We start from the raw sequence: 17,917 nt of genomic DNA on the forward strand, positions 1-17,917 counted from the left end.
AAACAGACGGATCCACGAATGTGCGCCTGGCGATGGTTCGCTGCCGTATAGGCAGCTTAGAAATTTTGCACTACTTGTGGACGCAAGCGGGTCTGGTTCGCTGCCGTATAGGCAGCTTAGAAAAGCGATCCAAGAATTCATCTCATGCTTGTAGCGTTCGCTGCCGTATAGGCAGCTTAGAAACTGCTTCGTTGGCGGGATCCAGCCGACGATGTGTTCGCTGCCGTATAGGCAGCTTAGAAAATCAACACCCGGAACGGCCCCGCATCCAGGCAGTTCGCTGCCGTATAGGCAGCTTAGAAATCCATCTCAGGGAAGTAGCCGACGTGGCGGATGTTCGCTGCCGTATAGGCAGCTTAGAAATCAGGATCGGCCTTGTCATCAACAGGAATGACGTTCGCTGCCGTATAGGCAGCTTAGAAAAGCAGCTTGAGGGCGCGGGTGATACCGCCCAGGTTCGCTGCCGTATAGGCAGCTTAGAAAATGGCAGGGATGGCGCGCTTGCCTGCTTCCCAGTTCGCTGCCGTATAGGCAGCTTAGAAAATCGAAGCAAGCGCCTTCCCGGCGCAGGTCAGGTTCGCTGCCGTATAGGCAGCTTAGAAATTCAAGGAATACATCGCCAGCCGTGCTGAGGCGTTCGCTGCCGTATAGGCAGCTTAGAAATGCGAAAGATCGACGTGCTGCGCCAGGCCGTGGTTCGCTGCCGTATAGGCAGCTTAGAAAAGTCCGGCCGATGCGATCGAAACCCAACCAGCGTTCGCTGCCGTATAGGCAGCTTAGAAAAGCTCGCGGCCGGAGACGTTGCCGGCTTGCTCGTTCGCTGCCGTATAGGCAGCTTAGAAAAACACCATGGCCGGCCACTACGGCTACATCCGGTTCGCTGCCGTATAGGCAGCTTAGAAAGGCCGCAATCAGATTTTTCTGTCCGCGTCGAAGTTCGCTGCCGATAGGCAGCTTAGAAAGAGACGCCGCCGGACCAGGAAGAGATCTTCGAAGTTCGCTGCCGTATAGGCAGCTTAGAAAAGCTGAGCAAGACGAAGGTCCGAGGCGACGACGTTCGCTGCCGTATAGGCAGCTTAGAAATTGCTTGTCCATGTCCACCACCAACACCCGCAGTTCGCTGCCGTATAGGCAGCTTAGAAAAAATCGGACGCGGAATGGCTCGGCGAAGTCGTGTTCGCTGCCGTATAGGCAGCTTAGAAATCCCCGGGTACGACTCGTTTATCCACCGGCCGGTTCGCTACCGTATAGGCAGCTTAGAAACAGTCCGTGCCGACTTGGGAGCCGCGGGCACCGTTCGCTGCCGTATAGGCAGCTTAGAAATGATCCGTACCGGCCACCTAATCGAAGGGCAAGTTCGCTGCCGCACAGGCAGCTTAGAAATTGTAGGTGTTGATCCAGAACGTGCTCGCCTTGTTCGCTGCCGCATAGGCAGTCAAGACTATGAGTGTTCCGATGGGCTGCTCTGCTTATGCCCATTCGCCGTCGTCCCCGCCGCCACCAGGGACATCACCCGGCCCGAAGCCAAATATCGGTTAACGTTGATGTTTTGTTTCACGGGCGCGCTGCGCCCCGCATCAGGATTCGTATGTTCACAGGCATAGTCCAAGGCACCGCGAAGATCGCCAAGATCGCCGACCGCGAGGGCCTGCGCACTTTCACGCTCGATTTCCCGCCGGGTTTCTGCACCGATCTGGCGGTGGGCGCCAGCGTGTCCACCGACGGGGTCTGCCTGACCGTGACCGAGCTGACGGGCCCGGACCAGGCCACCTTTGACGTCATGTTGCAAAGCCTGGCCATCACCACGCTGGGCGCCTATCAGGAAGGCGACCGCGCCAACGTCGAGCGCGCGGCCAAGGACGGCGCCGAGATTGGCGGGCATCCGCTGTCGGGGCACGTGGACTTCACGTCTGAAGTGGTGATGGTCAAGTCGTCGGACACGAACCGGCTGATGCGCTTCAGCATTCCCGAGGACTTCCGCAAGTACGTGTTCGCCAAGGGCTATATCGCCATCAACGGCGCCAGCCTGACCGTGTCCGAGGTCAACCGCGCCGAGGGCTGGTTCGAGGTCTGGCTGATTCCCGAGACGCGCCGCATGACGGTGTTCGAGGACAAGCAGGTCGGCGACGCCGTCAACATCGAGATCGAGCGCGGCACCCAGGTGGTGGTGGACACCGTGCGCGAGACGGTGCAGGAAAGCCTGGGCAAGCTCCAGCCGCTGCTGGAGGCGATCCTCAAGGAAAAGGGACTGTCGCTGGAGGACTTCGTGACTCCGCAGCAGGTCAAGCTGAAGTAAAGCCCTTGAGGCAAGACGCTTAAAGTCAGGCCCTTGGAGCTGGACCATTAAAGTCGGACCCTTAAAGCCGGACCCTGAAAGCAAACCGCCCCGCGACACGAGGCCGGGGGCGGCAGGGGCCGCGCAACACATCATGCGCCCGCGTCCGGCTCCGTGCCGGCGCGGGCGCATGCCGTTCAGCCGGCGAAGGCGCGGCCCAGCGGCTTGACGCGGATGCCGGGACGCAGGCGCGTCCAGGGCAGGTCGGCGGGGTCGGCCTGCATGGGGCCGGGGGCCTTGGCCACCAGCACCTCGTGCGCGATGGGCTGGAAGTCGGCGCGGAAGTGGACCGAGCTTTTCACCACCAGGATGGACATCTCTTCGGGCTGCACGCCGCCGACGCGGAACAGGTTGCGGTCCAGCATCTGCGTCTTGGTGGCGCTGACCACCACGCGCACGCCGCCGATGCGCAGCGTGGCCACGGCGCCCAGGTCCACGTCCATGCCGTTCATCATGGGGCCGTCAAAGCGCAGCCGGCCCGGCGAAAGCGTCTCGACCGTGAACTCGCCTTCGAAGGGGCCGTCGCCGGCCACGCCGGATTGCCCGCCCAGGCGCAGGCGCAGCCTGGCGCCGACGCCGGCGGCCACTGCCTGTCCCACCACTTCGGGGTCGTAGAACAGGCCCAGCGCGGCGTTCTGCGCGTCGGCCTCGACCAGCGCGCGCAGCATGCCGGTGGTGTTGGCGTCGCCGCCCGCGCCGGGATTGTCCTGCGTGTCGGCGATGACCACCGGGCGCGAGGCGCCGGCGGCCAGGGCCTGGGCGCGGCGCACGGCCTCGGCGGGTTCCAGGAAGTCGGGCGACCATTGCGGTTCCAGCGCCAGCACGCGCTGGTACAGCGTCTCGGCGGCCTGTTCGGCGGCGGCCGCGTCGGTGCCGTAGGCCCAGACCACCGGGCCGCATTCGTCGAAGTCGGCGGCGGGGAAGCCCGGCGCGAAGGAGATCGACACCACGCCCGGCGCCTGTTCCAGCTGCGCCAGTTCCTCGTAGACGCCGCGCGATGGCTGCAACAGGGTGCACATGCCGTTGATCGGGATCAGGAAGGGCAGGCGGCGCTCGGCGCGGTGCCAGTTGGCGCCGGCTTCGAGGCGGGCCAGCAGCAGGCGGGCGGCGTGCTCGCCGGTGTCGGCCATGTCCACGTGCGGATAGGTGCGGAAGGCGGCCAGCCCGTCGGCCTCGCCCAGCATCTGGGCGGTGACGTTGGCGTGCAGGTCCAGGCTGGCGATGACGGGCACGGCCGGGCCGACGGCCTGGCGCACGCGCGCCAGCAGCTCGCCTTCGCCGTCGTCCAGGTGCTCGGCGACCATGGCGCCGTGCAGGTCCAGGTAGACGGCGTCGTAGCCGCCTTCGCGCGCCGCTTCGACGATCTCGCCGGCGATGCGCTCATAGGCGTCGGTGGTGACGTGGGCGGACGGGCTGGCGCCGGCCCAGATCACGGTGCGCACCGTGTGGCCCTGCGCCACGACGGCGTTGATGAAGCCGCCGGCGGGGATGTTCACCTGCCGCAGCGCCAGCATGGCCTCGCCGCGCACCATGGCGGGAAAGCCCTCGCCGCGGACGAAGTTGTCGTAGCCGGCCTTGGACGGCGCGAAGGTATTGGTTTCGTGCTGGAATCCGGCAACCAGGATGTGCATGTTGGGTTTCCTGTCGTGGCGTTCAGGCGCGCGCGGTCGCGTGCGCGGATTGGGACGGGCGGTTGACCAGCAGCAGCAGGGCGCCGGCCACCAGCAGGGCGGAGATCGCGTACAGGCCGCCGGCCAGCGAGCCGGTCGATTCCTTGACCCAGCCGATGATGGACGGGCTGAGGAAGCCGCCCAGGAGGCCGATGCTGTTGATCAGCGCGATGCCGCCGGCGGCGGCCTCGCCCTTCAGGTACTGCGACGGAATCGCCCAGAATACCGTGTAGGAAGCCCACATGAAGCCGGTGGCCAGCGTGATGGCGGCCAGCGACAGCGCGAACTGGGTCGGCGCGGCGGTGGCCACGCACAGGGCGACGCCGGCCAGCAGGGCGGGCACCAGGGTGTGCCAGCGGCGTTCCTGCATGCGGTCGGAACTGCGCGCGAACAGCAGCATGAAGGCGGCCGCGGCGATATAGGGCACGGCCGAGTACAGGCCGATTTCCATGGTGTCCTTCACGCCGGCCAGCTTGAGCAGCGTGGGCAGCCAGAAGCTGACCGCATAGATGCCGCAGATCAGGCAGAAGTAGGTCAGCGCCATGCCGTAGATGGCGGGGTCGCGCAGCACCTGGCGGAAGGCGTGCTTCTGCTGGCCCGAGCGCGCGTCCAGGTCGGCGGCCAGCAGCGCCTTTTCCTCGGCGCTGAGCCACTTGGCCTGGGCGGGCTTGTCGTCCAGGTAGCGGTAGGCGACGATGCCGATCAGCACACAGGGCAGGCCTTCCAGCAGGAACATCCATTGCCAGCCGTCCAGGCCGTGCGCGCCGGAGAAGGCCGTCATGATCCAGGCCGACACCGGGCCGCCGACGATGCCGCCGATGGGGCCGGCCAGCATCACCACCGCCATGACCCCCGCCATGCGCGACTGCGAGTACCAGTAGGTCAGGTAGAAGATCATGCCGGGCGCGAAGCCGGCCTCGAACACGCCGAGCATGAAGCGCAGCACGTAGAAGCTCCATTCCCCCTGCACGAACAGCATGGACGCCGAGGTCAGGCCCCACAGCACCATGATGCGGCTGATGGTGCGGCGCGCGCCGATGCGGGCCAGCAGCAGGTTGCTGGGCACCTCGAACATCACGTAGCCCAGGAAGAAGATGCCGGCGCCCAGTCCGTAGACGGCGTCGGAGATGCCGATGTCCTGCTGCATCTGCAGCTTGGCGAAGCCGATGTTGATGCGGTCCAGGTAGGCAAAGACGTAGCACAGCAACAAGAACGGCAGCAGGCGCCACGTGATCTTGCGGTACAGCGGTCCCAGGCGCGGGTCGGCGCCCGGCGTGGCGGGATGGGGCATTGCATGTCTCCTGCGCGGGTCTGCGCCCGCGGTCGATAAAGGTAGCCTCGGCGCCGGAGGGGCCGTGGAGGCGCAATTATCGGAAGGGCAGTGTGTTCGAAGCAATGACCTGGAATATGAATTATCGTTGCTTATAGGGCAACGATTGGGAAAGGAATCGATATGCAGGAAATCAGCCAGGGCCGCTTGCGCTACTTCCATGAGGTGGTCGCCTGCGGCTCGGTGCGAGGCGCGGCCGAGAAGCTGGACACGGCGGCATCGGTGGTCAGCCGCCAGATCCAGCTGCTGGAGAAGGAGCTGGGCGTGGCGCTGTTCGAGCGCCGCTCGCGCGGACTGACGCCGACCGAGGCGGCGGACATGCTGCTGGAGTACTACCGCGCCTGCCGCGCGCAGCAGGAGCATCTGGGCGCGCGGCTGCAGGAACTGCGCGGCATGCAGCGCGGCAGCGTGCAACTGATGATCAGCGAGGGCTTCATCGACAGCCTGATGGAGCATGTGGTCGGCCCGTTCTGCATCGAGCATCCGCGCATCAATATCAGCGTCAACGTCGGCTCGGTCAACGAGGTGGTGGAGGCCGTGGCCTCGGACGCCGCCCATATCGGCCTGGCCTACAACCCGCCGGTGGATCCGCGCCTGCGCTGCCGCGCCAGCCGCAAGCACCCGGTCTGCCTGTTGACCCGTCCGGACCATGCGCTGGCGCGCCACCGCGCGCCGCTGACCATCGCCGACATCCTGCCGTATCCCTTCGCGCTGATGTCCGCGCCCTACGGGTTGAGGCAGGCGGTGGATCTGTTGGAGTTCACCGAGCGCATCCACCTGACGCCCAGCCTGACCACCAACTCGCTGCGCGTGCTCAAGCAGTACGCGATGAGCGGCGCCGGCGTGACGCTGATGCCCAACCTGGGCGTGCATCACGAAGTGGCCAGCGGCGAGCTGGTGGCCCTGCCCATCGCGCATCCGATCCTGAGCGCGCCGGAATGCCAGGCGCTGCTGCGGCTGGGCCGGCCGCTGTCGTCGGCGGCAAGCGAGCTGATGCGCCGCATCGAGCTGCGGCTGCCGGCCTTCAGCGAGGGCGGGGCGGGCAAGGGAGGCAAGGCCAAGACCGGCCAATGACGCGGCATTCCGGGAACAATGCGCTGGAAAGCGCCACCCATGGCTGATGCAGGTGCGGAAATGGCGGTATCAGGCCGTTTCGAGGCAGATATTGCCCGCTTCGGATAAGATCCAGGCACACCCGGAGGTACTCATCATGTCGGTCATGTCCGATATCAAGATCCGCCCGCTGGAGCGCGGCGACCTGCACTTCGTGCACAAGATCAACAACAACGACGTCATCATGCGGTACTGGTTCGAGGAGCCCTACGAGGCTTACGACGAACTGGTCGCGCTGTACGACCGCCACCTGCACGACCAGAATGAGCGGCGCTTCATCATCGAGCGCGACACCGGCGAGCCGGCCGGGCTGGTCGAGCTGGTCGAGATCGACTATATCCACCGCCGCGCGGAATTCCAGATCATCATCGCACCCAGCTACCAGGGGCGCGGCTACGCCAAGGCGGCCACGCGCATCGCGGTGGGCTATGCCTTTCGCGTGCTGAACCTGCACAAGGTCTACCTGGTGGTGGACAAGGACAATGCCGCCGCCGTCCATATCTATGAGCGTTGCGGCTTTCGCATCGAGGGCCTGCTGAAGGAGGAGTTCTTCTCCAACGGCGCCTATCGCGATGCCTATCGCATGGCGCTGTTGCAGCATGACCATCTGCGCGAGGTCGGCCCGGGCGCGCCGGACGCGCCGGTGCTGCGCGACTGGCCGCAGGAAGAGCAGGCCGGCTGAGTCCGGACGTATGCTCAGGTCCGGTCCCGGGGCGGCGCGCTGTCCCGGGGCCTTGTATTTGGTGGAACCCGGCCGGCTTCAGCCTTCCCGGCCGGAAACGCTTTCCCAGTTCAAGCCGAACTTCAGCAGGTACTTGCGCAGCCGGTCGGCGTCATTGACCACCGTGCGCTGGGTGCGCGAGCGGTCATAGAGCTTGCGGCCCGCCTCGGACAGCGAGTCCGATTCCCGGCACACGCCGATGACGGCTTCCAGCTGCATGCGGTCGAACAGGTCCAGCGCGTCGGCCGCGCCGTCGGGCAGCACGGCGTCCAGGCGGATCTTGCCGCCGTCGTTGCCCGTGGGCGCGCCGCGCTGCCACAGCCAGTGCAGGCGCTGGATCTCGGCGTCGACCAGCTCAACCGGAATGCGTCCGCCGTCGGCCAGCGTCGCCAGCCGTGTCACGCTGGCCGACAGGTCGCGGAAGTTGCCGGTCCATTTGGCCTCGGCCGACTTGGCGAATTTCAGATAGCGCGTCCGCGCCTCGGCATTGAAGCGGACCACGGCGCCGGTTTCCTCGGCGGATCGCATCAGCAGGTGATCGACGTTGGGCTCGATGTCCTCGGGTCGCTGCGCCAGGCCGGGCAGGGCATAGGACCAGAGGTTGATGCGCGCATACAGGTCTTCGCGAAAGCGCCCCTGCGCCACGTCCACGCGCAGGTCGCGGTGGGTGCCGGCGATCAGCTGGAAATCGCTGCTGGTCTCGCGGTCGCTGCCCATGGGCAGGAAGCGTTTTTCTTCAACGGCCTTGAGCAGCATGGCCTGTTCGTCCAGGCCCAGTTCGCCGATCTCGTCCAGGAACAGCACGCCCTGGTGGGCGGTGCGCAGCAGGCCGGCCCGGTCGGCGGCCGCGCCGGTGAAGGCGCCTTTCTTGTGGCCGAACAGCGTCGAGGCGGCGCCGTCGCCGCGCAGCGTGGCGCAATTGACCTCGACGAACTCGCCCTGGACCTGATGGCGGGATTTCTTCAGTTCGTACATGCGCCGAGCCAGATGCGACTTGCCCGCGCCGGTGGGGCCGGTCAGCAGGATGGGCGCCTGCGAGCGCACCGCCACTCGTTCGATCTCTTCGATCAGCCTGTTGAAGGCCCTGTTGCGCGTGGGAATGCCACTCTTGAGGAATTCCAGCGCGTCGTCCCGCGCCTGGCTGAAGCGGCGGGCCAGCACGTCGTAGCGCGACAGGTCCAGGTCGATCAGCGTGTACTTGCCGGGATTCTCGCCCGCCTGCTTCCTGGGAGGGGAGGTCTGCAACAGCACGCCGGGAATGGTGCGCGATTCCACCATCAGGAACATGCAGATCTGCGCGACGTGGGTGCCGGTGGTGATGTGCGCCCAATACTGCTCGCGCTCGGGATCGAAGCGGTAGCCGCGCGTCCAGTCGTACAGCGCTGCGTACATCTCGCCGAAGTCCCAGGGATCGGCGAAGTCCATCGGGATCAGATTCACGACGGTGTCGGGCGACAGATTGGCGATGTCCTGCTCCACCAGCCGCGCCAGGGCCTGGTGGCGCGTTGGATAGAACAGCTCCAGCCGGTCGATCAGCGTGTCCTCGTGCTGGACCAGCGATACCGTGGGCCGCCATTTCGACCAGCGGCCCGCGCCCTGGCCGGCATCCAGCTGGGTGCCCAGGAAGCCGATGACGACGTTCTTCTTTTGCATGGGTCGGGATAGCTGATTAGATAAATGGCTAGCTAATATTCTATACAAATCAGAAGTGAAGCATCAGCCTGGATTCTGTTTATCGCTGCGAAAAATATTTAATCTATGGAAAATCAATGGCTTAGAAAATTTCTCCAGCGCTGGCCTAAAAGCTGGCACGCCCTTTGCATAAGGAAAGGCATAGACGACAAATCGTATGCAAGAAGGAGAATGCTCCATGGTCAACACGCAACTCTTCCAGTCCCAGCGCGGCGCGATGCTGCCGGCGGCCCTGGATACCAATAACGAACTGGCGCCGGCCTATGCGTTCAGCCCGCGCCACCAGCTGGCCCAGCTCGCCGCCACCGGCTGCCTGCGTCAGACGTTCTACGCCCAGGCGCAAGATCAACTGGATCGCGTGATGACGCTGGCGGCCGAGGTGGATCCGGCCTTCGTGGCCAGGACGGCGGTCTATGCCCGCGAGTCCGGCCATATGAAGGACATGCCGGCCTTGCTGGCCGCGATCCTGGCGGTGCGCGACCTGGAGCTGCTGGCGCAGGTGTTTCCGCGCGTGATCGACAGCGGCAAGATGCTGCGCAACTTCGTGCAGATCCTGCGCAGCGGCGCCGTGGGGCGCAAGTCGCTGGGCACGCGGCCCAAGAAGCTGGTGCAGCGCTGGCTGCTGGAGGCCACCGAAAAGCAGCTGCTGAACGCGGCCGTGGGCAATGCGCCTTCGCTGGCGGACGTGGTCAAGATGGTGCATCCCAAGCCCGCCGAGGCCTGGCGCGCGGCCTGGTTCGCCTGGCTGATCGGCAAGCCCCATGACGAGGCCGCGCTGCCGCCCGCGACGCAGGCGCTCGAACGCTTCAAGCGCGATGCCACGGGCGAGCCGCCGGATGTGCCGTTCCAGATGCTGACTGCGCTCGGCATGACGCCGGCGCAGTGGGCGCAGGTTGCACGGGCCGGATCCTGGCAGATGGTGCGCCAGAACCTGAACACCTTCGCGCGCCACGGCGTGTTCGAGCAGCCGGGCATGGCCAAGGCCATCGCCGCCAAGCTGCGCGATCCGCAGGCCGTGGCCCGGGCGCGGGTGCTGCCTTACCAGCTGATGTCGGCCTTCAAGGCGGCGGGCGAGGCGGTGCCGGCGGTGGTGCAGGACGCGCTGCAGGACGCGATGGAACTGGCGATCGGCAACGTGCCCAGCCTGCACGGGCGGGTGGTCGTGTGTCCCGACGTGTCGGGGTCCATGCGTTCCTCGGTCACGGGCTGGGCCGGTTCGGCGACGTCGACCGTGCGCTGCGTCGACGTGGCCGCCCTGGTGGCCGCCGCCGTGCTACGCAAGAATCGCCGGGCGCGTGTGCTGCCGTTCGACTTCGACGTGGTCGACCTGCGCATGAATCCGCGTGATTCGGTCATGACCAACGCGCAGAAGCTGGCCGGCATCGGCGGCGGCGGCACCAGCTGCAGCGCGCCGCTGGCTCGCCTGAACCGCGAGCGGGCGCAGGTGGACCTGGTGATCCTGGTCTCGGACAACGAGTCCTGGATGGATGCGCGGCGCAGTGGCGCCACCGCGACCATGCGTGAATGGGAGACGCTCAAGCAGCGCAACCCGGGCGCGCGGCTGGTGTGCATCGACATCCAGCCGCATGCGACCACGCAGGCTGCGGAACGCGCGGACATCCTGAACGTGGGCGGTTTTTCCGACGCCGTGTTCGAGATGATCGCCAACTTCGCCGAGGGGCGCATGGGCGCCGGCCACTGGGTCGGCGAGATTGAAGCGGTGACGCTGGGCGTGCAATAGCGCGCCCGGCGGATCCCAAGGAACAAGCAGTATCGATTACGCGCGAATGCCGGCAGGACTACATCGGTGCGCCGCGGGGTTCGAATCCCCAGCCGGGAAACCGGCGCTGGCTACGTCCTGCCACTCTGGTCGCGCATTTTTTCCAGCCGGGCCGGTCCTGGGCTTTCCCGGGCCAGGCGCGGCATGCAAGGCATCATCCTCATCCAGACGGTTTTCCCTGGAAAGCCGGTAAATTGTTCAGCAGCAAAAAGAAGATCAACATGACGAACCAGAACTACAACATCGAAGAAGTCGCCGGCGGCGTGCCGGTGAAAATGTGGACCAAGGGCGTGCCCGTCGAAGACGACGCCAAGCGCCAGCTGGCCAATGCCGCCCGCCTGCCCATCGTGTTCAAGCACATCGCGGCCATGCCGGACGTGCACCTGGGCATCGGCGCGACCGTCGGCTCGGTGATCCCGACCCTCAAGGCCATCATTCCGGCGGCGGTGGGCGTGGACATCGGCTGCGGCATGATGGCGGCCAAGACCACGCTGCGCGCCGAGGATCTGCCCGACAACCTGGGTCCGCTGCGCTCGGCCATCGAGCAGGCCGTGCCGCACGGCTCGGCGCCGCGCGGCCGTCGCGACACGGGCAGCTGGGAGAACCCGCCCGTGTCCGTGGACCAGGTCTGGGCCACGCTGGCCGACGAGTTCGACGCGCTGTGCGAGCTGCATCCGCGCCTGCGCAACACCAACAACCGCAAGCACCTGGGCACGCTGGGCACGGGCAACCACTTCATCGAGGTCTGCCTGGATGAGGCGGGTTTCGTCTGGTTCATACTGCACTCGGGCTCGCGCGGCGTGGGCAACGCCATCGGCACGCACTTCATCGAGCTGGCCAAGAAGGACGCGCAGCGCCACCAGAGCAACCTGCCGGACGAGAATCTGGCCTATTTCGAGGAAGGCGCCCAGTATTTCGGCCATTATGTGCGCGCGGTGTCGTGGGCGCAGAAGTTCGCGCTGCGCAACCGCGAGGTGATGATGGCCAACCTGATCGCGACCGTGCGCAAGGTCATCGCCAAGCCCTTCGAGTCGCACGTGGAGGCGGTGAACTGCCACCACAACTACGTGCAGCGCGAGCGCCACTTCGGCGAGGACGTGTTCGTGACCCGCAAGGGCGCGGTCAGCGCCAAGCGCGGCGAGCTGGGCATCATCCCGGGCAGCATGGGCGCGCGCAGCTACATCGTGCGCGGCCTGGGCAACCCGGAAAGCTTCGAAAGCTGCAGCCACGGCGCCGGCCGCGTCATGAGCCGCACCAAGGCCAAGAAGCTGTTTTCGGTGGAAGACCAGGTGCGCGCGACGGAAGGCGTGGAATGCCGCAAGGACGCCAACGTCATCGACGAGATCCCGATGGCCTACAAGGACATCGACGCCGTCATGGCGGCGCAGCGCGATCTGGTGGAAGTGGTGCACACCCTGAAACAGGTGGTGTGCGTGAAAGGTTGACGGAGTGGGGCGGACGCCCCGTTCCACAAGGAGAGGAACATGAAGCAGGAAAGCGTCCTGAGCGCGCATCCGGTGTCGGACGACATGCGGGCGCTCATCGCCGAGAAACTCGCGGACATCGAGCGCCAGCACCAGGTGACGGTGCTGTACGCCTGCGAGTCGGGCAGCCGGGGCTGGGGCTTCGCCTCGCCCGACAGCGATTACGACGTGCGTTTCGTCTACGTGCACCGGCTGCCCTGGTATCTGACCGTGCTGCCCGGGCGCGACGTCATCGAGCAGCCGATCAGCGGCGATCTGGACATCAACGGCTGGGACCTGCGCAAGACGCTGGGCCTGCTGCGCGATTCCAATCCCACGCTGCTGGAATGGCTGCGCTCGCCCATCGTCTATCGGGCGGTCGAACCCTGGGCGCCGCGCCTGCGCGCGCTGGCCGAGGAGGAGTTCTCGCTGGTGCGCGGCTATCACCATTACGTGTCCATGGCCCGCAAGAACCTGCGCGAGCACCTGCTGGGCGAGGTCGTGCGCTACAAGAAATACCTGTACGTGCTGCGGCCGCTGCTGGCGGCGCGCTGGATCCGGGAAGGGCGCGGCGCGCCGCCCATGCGCTTCGCCGAGCTGGCGAGCGAGATGGTGACCGACCCGGCGCTGCTGGAAGAGCTCAACGCCTTGCTGGCGGTGAAGATGCGGGCGGGCGAGGCCGCCACCAGCCCGCGCTGGCCGGGCCTGCACGACTTCATCCTGCGCGAGCTGGAGTCGGCGCAGGCGCATGTCCCCGTCGCCGGCGACCGGCCGGACCTGGCGCGGCTGGATCGCTACCTGCGCGAGGCGGTGCTGCATTTCGATGCCGCGCCCGCTTGAAATAATGATTTGAAGGATACAAAAGTGATCGAGATCGATGGGGCCGCCGGGGAGGGCGGCGGCCAACTGCTGCGTACTTCGCTGGCGCTGTCCATGTGCACGGGCCAGCCTTTTTCCATGAACCGCATCCGCGCCGGGCGCGCCAAGCCCGGCCTGATGCGCCAGCACCTGGGCTGCGTCATCGCCGCGGCCGAGATCAGCGGCGCGCAGGTGCAGGGCGCGGAACTGAATTCGCAATCGCTGAGCTTCGCGCCCGGCAAGCCGCGCGCGGGCGACTACCGTTTCCATCTGGGCACGGCGGGCAGCTGCGGGCTGTTGCTGCAGACGCTGTGGCCGGCGCTGATGATGGCCAACGGGCCCAGCCGCCTGTCGCTGGGCGGCGGCACGCACAACCCCGCCGCGCCGCCGTTCCATTTCCTGGCGCGCAGCTACGCGCCCCTGCTGGCCCGATTGGGCGCCAAGGCGGAACTGAACCTGCTCAGGATGGGGTTCTACCCGGCCGGCGGCGGCGAGATCGAGGCGCGGATCTGGCCGGCCGCCGACCAGCTGGAGCCGTTCGACCTGATCGCGCGCGGCGCGCCCGGCGCCAGTTATGCCGAATGCCATGCGCCGGCGCTGCCGCGCGCCGTCGCGCGGCGCGAGCTGGAACATCTGGGCGAAGCGCTGGGCTGGACCGCGGATCAGTTGCGCGTGGCCGCCACGCGCCAGCACGAAGGACCGGGCAACGCGCTGCTGGCGACCTTGGAGCACGAGCAGGTCTGCGAGGTATTCACGCGCTTCGGCGTCAAGGGCCTGACTGCCGAAACGGTGGCCCAGGAACTGGCGCGGGACGTGCGCGCCTACCTGGACAGCGACGCAGCGCTGGGACCGTACCTGGCGGACCAGTGGGCGCTGCCGCTGGCCCTGGCCGTATGGCGGCGCGGCCAGCCGGCGCAGTACACCTGCACCGAGCTGACCGCGCATGCCCGCAGCAACTTCGGCGTCATAGGGCAGTTCCTGCCGGTGAGGTTCAGCGCGGCGCCGCTGGGGGCCGGCTGGCGGGTGAAGGTCGAACCCGCCTAGGGCGGATCCGGGCCCGCTTGGGGCGACCCGGCCCTAGGCCGCGCGCGCGGCCGGCGCGGCGCGCAACAGCCGCAGCCCGTTGGCCACCACCAGCAGGCTGGCGCCCACGTCGGCGAACACGGCCATCCACAGCGTGGCGTTGCCGGTCATGGCCAGCACCAGGAACACGGCCTTGATGCCCAGCGCCAGCGCGATGTTCTGCACCAGCACGCTGTGCGTGGCGCGCGACAGGCGCAGGAACACGCCGATCTTGCGCAGGTCGTCGTCCATCAGCGCCACGTCGGCGGTCTCGATGGCGGTGCCGGTGCCGGCCGCGCCCATGGCGAAGCCGATGTCGGCGCGCGCCAGAGCGGGCGCGTCGTTGATGCCGTCGCCGACCATGCCGACCTTGCCGGCCGGACTCAGCTTGCTTTCGATGGCCGCCAGCTTGTCCTCGGGCAGTTGGTCGCCGCGTGCCTCGTCGATGCCGACCTGGGCCGCGATGGCGCGGGCCGTGGGCGTGTTGTCGCCCGTCAGCATCAGCGTGCGCACCCCCAGCGCGTGCAGCTCGGCGATGGCGGCGGCGCTGGTGGGCTTGACGGTGTCGGCCACGGCGGCCAGCGCCAGCACGCGGCTGCCGTCGGTCAGGCCGATCACGCTCTTGCCCTGGCGCTCCAGTTCGTCCATGCGCGCTTCCAGCGCGTCGCTGGCCACGCCGGCTTCGCGCATCAGGCGGCGGTTGCCGAGCTGGAAGGTCACGCCGTCGATCACGCCGGCCACGCCACGGCCGGGCAGGGCGGCGAAGTCGGTCACGTCCAGCAGCTGATGGCCGGCCTCGCGCGCCGCATTGGCCACGGCCAGCGACACGGGGTGGTCGGAACGCGCCGCCAGGCTGGCGGCGACCAGCGCCGCGGGCTGGCGGCTCAGATCGGACGGTTCCCAGTCCTGCAGGTCGGTCTGCACCGGCTTGCCGTGGGTCAGGGTGCCGGTCTTGTCCAGCGCCAGCCATTGCAGGTTGCGGCCTTCTTCGAGGTAGACGCCGCCCTTGACCAGGATGCCGCGCCGCGACGCGGCGGTCAGGCCGCTGACGATGCTGACCGGCGTGGAGATCACCAGCGCGCAGGGGCAGGCGATGATCAGCAGCGCCAGCGCGCGATAGATGGCGTCGAACCAGGGCTGGCTCCACAGCAGCGGCGGCACCACTGCCACCAGCACGGCCACGCCCACCACCACCGGCGTGTAGATGCGCGAGAAGCGGTCGATGAAGCGCTGCGTCGGCGCGCGCGCGCCCTGGGCCTGCTCCACGGCATGGATGATGCGGGCAAGCGTGGTGTTGCCGGCGGCGGCTGTGACGCGGTACTCGAACGAGCCCGAGGCGTTGACCGTGGCGGCGTAGACCGGGTCGCCCTCGGTTTTTTCCACCGGTAGGCTTTCGCCGGTGATGGGCGACTGGTCCACGGCCGAGCGGCCGCTGACGATCTCGCCGTCGGCGGCGATGCGTTCGCCGGGCCGCACGCGCACGATGTCGCCTGGCTGCAATTGCGCGGCCGGCACCTCTTGCCACGTGCCGTCGGGCTGCCGGCGCGTGGCGGTCTCGGGGGCCAGGTCCAGCAGGCCGCGGATGGCGTTGCGGGCGCGATCGAGCGAACGCGCCTCGATCAGCTCGGCCACGTTGAACAGGAACATCACCATGGCCGCCTCGGGCCATTGGCCTATCAGCACCGCGCCGGTGACGGCGATGCTCATCAGGGCGTTGATGTTGAGATTGCCGTTGCGCACGGCGATCCAGCCCTTGCGGTAGGTGTCCAGGCCGCAGGCCAGGATGGCGGCCACGGCCAGCGCGGCGGTGACGTAGACGGACCAGCCGGCGAAATGCGAGAACTCGGACAGCGCGGCCATCAGGCCGGCGCCGCCGATGGCCCACCAGTTCACGGGCTTGGCGGCGGGCGCGGGCGGGCGCGGCGCGTTCTCGGCCAGCGGCTCGGGCGTCATGCCCAGCGACTTGATGGCGGCCGTGATGCGGTCCAGCGCGCCTTCGGCGTGAACCACGGTCAGCACGCGCTGCATCAGGTTGAAGTCCAGCGCGTGCACGCCGTCCAGGCCGCCGAGCTTCTTGCGGATCAGGGTTTCTTCCGTCGGGCAGTCCATCTGGCCGATGCGCAGGCGCGCCAGCAACTGGCCGGGACCGGCCTGCAGCGTCGAGGCGGCGGCTGTCGCGGCGGTCAGCGGGACGGCGGCGCCGTGGGCGCAGCAGCTGTCCTGGGCGTGAACATGTTGATGGTCGTGGTCGTGGTCATGGTCATGGCTGTGGTCGCCATGTGCGTGATCGTGGCCATGCGCGTGATCATGGCTATGGTCATGGTCATGGTCGTGGCCGGACCGGGGATGTGGCTCTTGTTTGATCGGTGCTAAAGACATCGCGTCACGCCTCGAAATATGCTCAGTGACCCTATTCGACACCTTGGAGTTACTATAGGGTCAACCCCCTTACATCAATCGGATGCGATCCAGGAGGCGGAAATGCGTATTGGTGAACTGGCCACGGCGACCGGCACCACGGTCGAGACCATCAGGTACTACGAGAAGGAAGGCCTGCTGCCGGCGCCCGAGCGCGGGCTGAACAATTACCGCAGCTACGGGCCGCTGCAACTGGAGCGCCTGCGACTGATCCGCAATTGCCGGGCGCTGGACATGACGCAGGAAGAGATCCGCGCCATCCTGTCCCTGGCGGACAATCATCAGAATGGCGGCTGCGGCCCGATCAACGAGCTGTTCGACGAGCACATCTCGCACGTGGACGAGCGCATCGCCGAGCTGACCCAGCTCAAGACCCAGCTGACGGAACTGCGCCAGCGCTGCCTGTCGGCGCGGCCCGACGCCGAGGACTGCGGCATTCTGCATGGCTTGAGCGAGATGCAGGTCGAGGAGCGGCAGGAGCGGCACACGCACCTGGGCTGACGGTCCATTCCCGCCGCGCGCCCGGCACAATGCCAGGATTTCCCGGACTGTCCTTGGGCGGCCGCGCGGATTCCCTTGATGCCCGCCGGGGGATAGCGCCCTTGGACGCGGGGATCGCGTAACATATGAGAATATGATTCTTTCCCATTTGGCGTCGTCCCGTCCCAGGCCGGCGCCAAGGGAATTCCAGATTTCGCAGACGCCATGACGACTACCCAGACCGCCTCCCCCTTGCACGCCCTGACTTCCCGCCGCTCCGTCAAATTCCTGCGCGCCCCGGCGCCCAAGCAGGACGAACTGGAACAGATCCTGCAGGCGGCGATGTCGGCGCCCGACCACGGCGCGTTGCGTCCCTGGCGCTTCGTGCTGATCCGTGGCGAGGCCATCGGCAAGCTGGCCGACGTGGCCATCGGCGCGGTCAAGCGCAGCGGCGATCCGCGCATGACGCCCGAAAAGGAAAAGTCCGTGCGCGAATGGATGGCCGCCGTGCCGCTGTTCATCGCCGTGGCGCAGAAGATCGCGCACGACAACACCAAGATCCCAGAACAGGAACAGCTGCTGGCCACCGGCGCCGCCGCCATGAACCTGCTGAACGCCGTCCACATGCTGGGTTATGGCGCGTTCTGGAGCACCGGCATGGGCACCTATGTCGAGGACGTGCAGAACGCGCTGGGCCTGGACTCGCTGGACTACCGTTTCCTGGGCTATCTGGCGGTGGGCACGCCGGCCTGCGCGGTGCCGCAGGCGACGCGTCCGGACTTCCGAGAGTTCGTCACGGAGTGGAGTGGTCCCGTCTGAGCCGCAATGGCTTATTGTCCGATCCGACCGGCTTGCAAGGCCGGTTTTTTTGTCGCCGGGCCGTTCCAGGATAAGAAGCCCCCCTTGGGGGCAGCAAGCGCACGCAGTGCGCACGGCGTGGGGGTACTGCTTATTGCCCGGCGGTTCCAGGATATGAGCGCTTTGTCGGGCCGGCG

At 67.0% G+C, this 17,917-nt stretch carries 13 protein-coding genes and 1 CRISPR repeat array (1 of these 14 cut by a window edge); of the genes, 9 read left to right on the plus strand and 4 right to left on the minus strand.

The window, feature by feature from the left end:
* Positions 1-1,443: direct repeats of the CRISPR family, unit length 28 nt; unit sequence GTTCGCTGCCGTATAGGCAGCTTAGAAA; it begins 25 nt to the left of the window's first position.
* Positions 1,444-1,588: 145 nt separating this feature from the next.
* Entirely contained in the window at positions 1,589-2,296 is a 708-nt protein-coding gene (locus C2U31_RS17425) for a riboflavin synthase subunit alpha (RefSeq protein WP_103273910.1), read from the plus strand.
* Between the two features lie 176 nt (positions 2,297-2,472).
* Here the strand turns inward: C2U31_RS17425 and C2U31_RS17430 are convergent, their stop codons facing one another.
* Both C2U31_RS17430 and C2U31_RS17435 read right to left on the minus strand, forming a co-directional pair.
* Positions 2,473-3,966 (minus strand): M81 family metallopeptidase, encoded by a 1,494-nt coding sequence (locus C2U31_RS17430; protein WP_103273911.1) that lies wholly within the window; start codon positions 3,964-3,966, stop codon positions 2,473-2,475.
* A gap of 22 nt (positions 3,967-3,988) precedes the next feature.
* Positions 3,989-5,296 (minus strand): MFS transporter, encoded by a 1,308-nt coding sequence (locus C2U31_RS17435; RefSeq protein WP_103273912.1) that lies wholly within the window; start codon positions 5,294-5,296, stop codon positions 3,989-3,991.
* A gap of 162 nt (positions 5,297-5,458) precedes the next feature.
* On the opposite strand from C2U31_RS17435, the gene C2U31_RS17440 reads away from it, so the two are divergent.
* On the plus strand, positions 5,459-6,409 hold the full coding sequence (locus C2U31_RS17440) for a LysR family transcriptional regulator (RefSeq protein ID WP_103273913.1): 951 nt from the start codon (positions 5,459-5,461) through the stop codon (positions 6,407-6,409).
* Between the two features lie 136 nt (positions 6,410-6,545).
* Positions 6,546-7,130, plus strand: a complete 585-nt coding sequence (gene speG, locus C2U31_RS17445) for a spermidine N1-acetyltransferase (RefSeq protein ID WP_103273914.1) — start codon at positions 6,546-6,548, stop codon at positions 7,128-7,130.
* 78 nt (positions 7,131-7,208) lie between these two features.
* Here the strand turns inward: speG and rtcR are convergent, their stop codons facing one another.
* Positions 7,209-8,822: an RNA repair transcriptional activator RtcR gene (gene rtcR, locus C2U31_RS17450; RefSeq protein ID WP_103273915.1), complete on the minus strand. Its 1,614-nt coding sequence runs from the start codon at positions 8,820-8,822 to the stop codon at positions 7,209-7,211.
* Between the two features lie 217 nt (positions 8,823-9,039).
* Between rtcR and C2U31_RS17455 the strand changes: the two genes are divergently transcribed.
* The 4 genes from C2U31_RS17455 (at position 9,040) to rtcA (ending at position 14,006) form a co-directional block, all read left to right on the plus strand.
* Complete coding sequence (locus tag C2U31_RS17455; RefSeq protein WP_103273916.1) at positions 9,040-10,602, plus strand: TROVE domain-containing protein; 1,563 nt, start codon at positions 9,040-9,042, stop codon at positions 10,600-10,602.
* A gap of 260 nt (positions 10,603-10,862) precedes the next feature.
* Positions 10,863-12,086, plus strand: coding sequence for an RtcB family protein (locus C2U31_RS17460; protein ID WP_103276427.1), 1,224 nt, complete (start codon positions 10,863-10,865; stop codon positions 12,084-12,086).
* Between the two features lie 39 nt (positions 12,087-12,125).
* The gene (locus C2U31_RS17465; protein WP_103273917.1) at positions 12,126-12,944 is read left to right on the plus strand and encodes a nucleotidyltransferase domain-containing protein; all 819 of its coding nucleotides are present in this window, start codon (positions 12,126-12,128) and stop codon (positions 12,942-12,944) included.
* A gap of 24 nt (positions 12,945-12,968) precedes the next feature.
* Positions 12,969-14,006, plus strand: a complete 1,038-nt coding sequence (rtcA, locus tag C2U31_RS17470; protein ID WP_103273918.1) for an RNA 3'-terminal phosphate cyclase — start codon at positions 12,969-12,971, stop codon at positions 14,004-14,006.
* Positions 14,007-14,039: 33 nt separating this feature from the next.
* On the opposite strand, the gene C2U31_RS17475 is transcribed toward rtcA, so the two are convergent.
* A complete protein-coding gene (locus C2U31_RS17475) occupies positions 14,040-16,403 on the minus strand; it encodes a cation-translocating P-type ATPase (RefSeq protein WP_103273919.1) in 2,364 nt (787 codons plus the stop codon).
* Between the two features lie 102 nt (positions 16,404-16,505).
* Between C2U31_RS17475 and cadR the strand changes: the two genes are divergently transcribed.
* Together cadR and C2U31_RS17485 are read left to right on the plus strand one after the other, a co-directional pair.
* Positions 16,506-16,943 carry a Cd(II)/Pb(II)-responsive transcriptional regulator gene (gene cadR, locus C2U31_RS17480; protein ID WP_103273920.1) on the plus strand — a complete coding sequence of 146 codons (438 nt, stop codon included), beginning with the start codon at positions 16,506-16,508 and terminating at the stop codon, positions 16,941-16,943.
* A 204-nt stretch (positions 16,944-17,147) separates the two neighbouring features.
* Positions 17,148-17,741 (plus strand): nitroreductase, encoded by a 594-nt coding sequence (locus C2U31_RS17485; protein ID WP_103273921.1) that lies wholly within the window; start codon positions 17,148-17,150, stop codon positions 17,739-17,741.
* Positions 17,742-17,917: the final 176 nt, after the last annotated feature.

Source organism: Achromobacter sp. AONIH1 (assembly GCF_002902905.1).
Classification (GTDB): Bacteria; Pseudomonadota; Gammaproteobacteria; order Burkholderiales; family Burkholderiaceae_B; genus Achromobacter.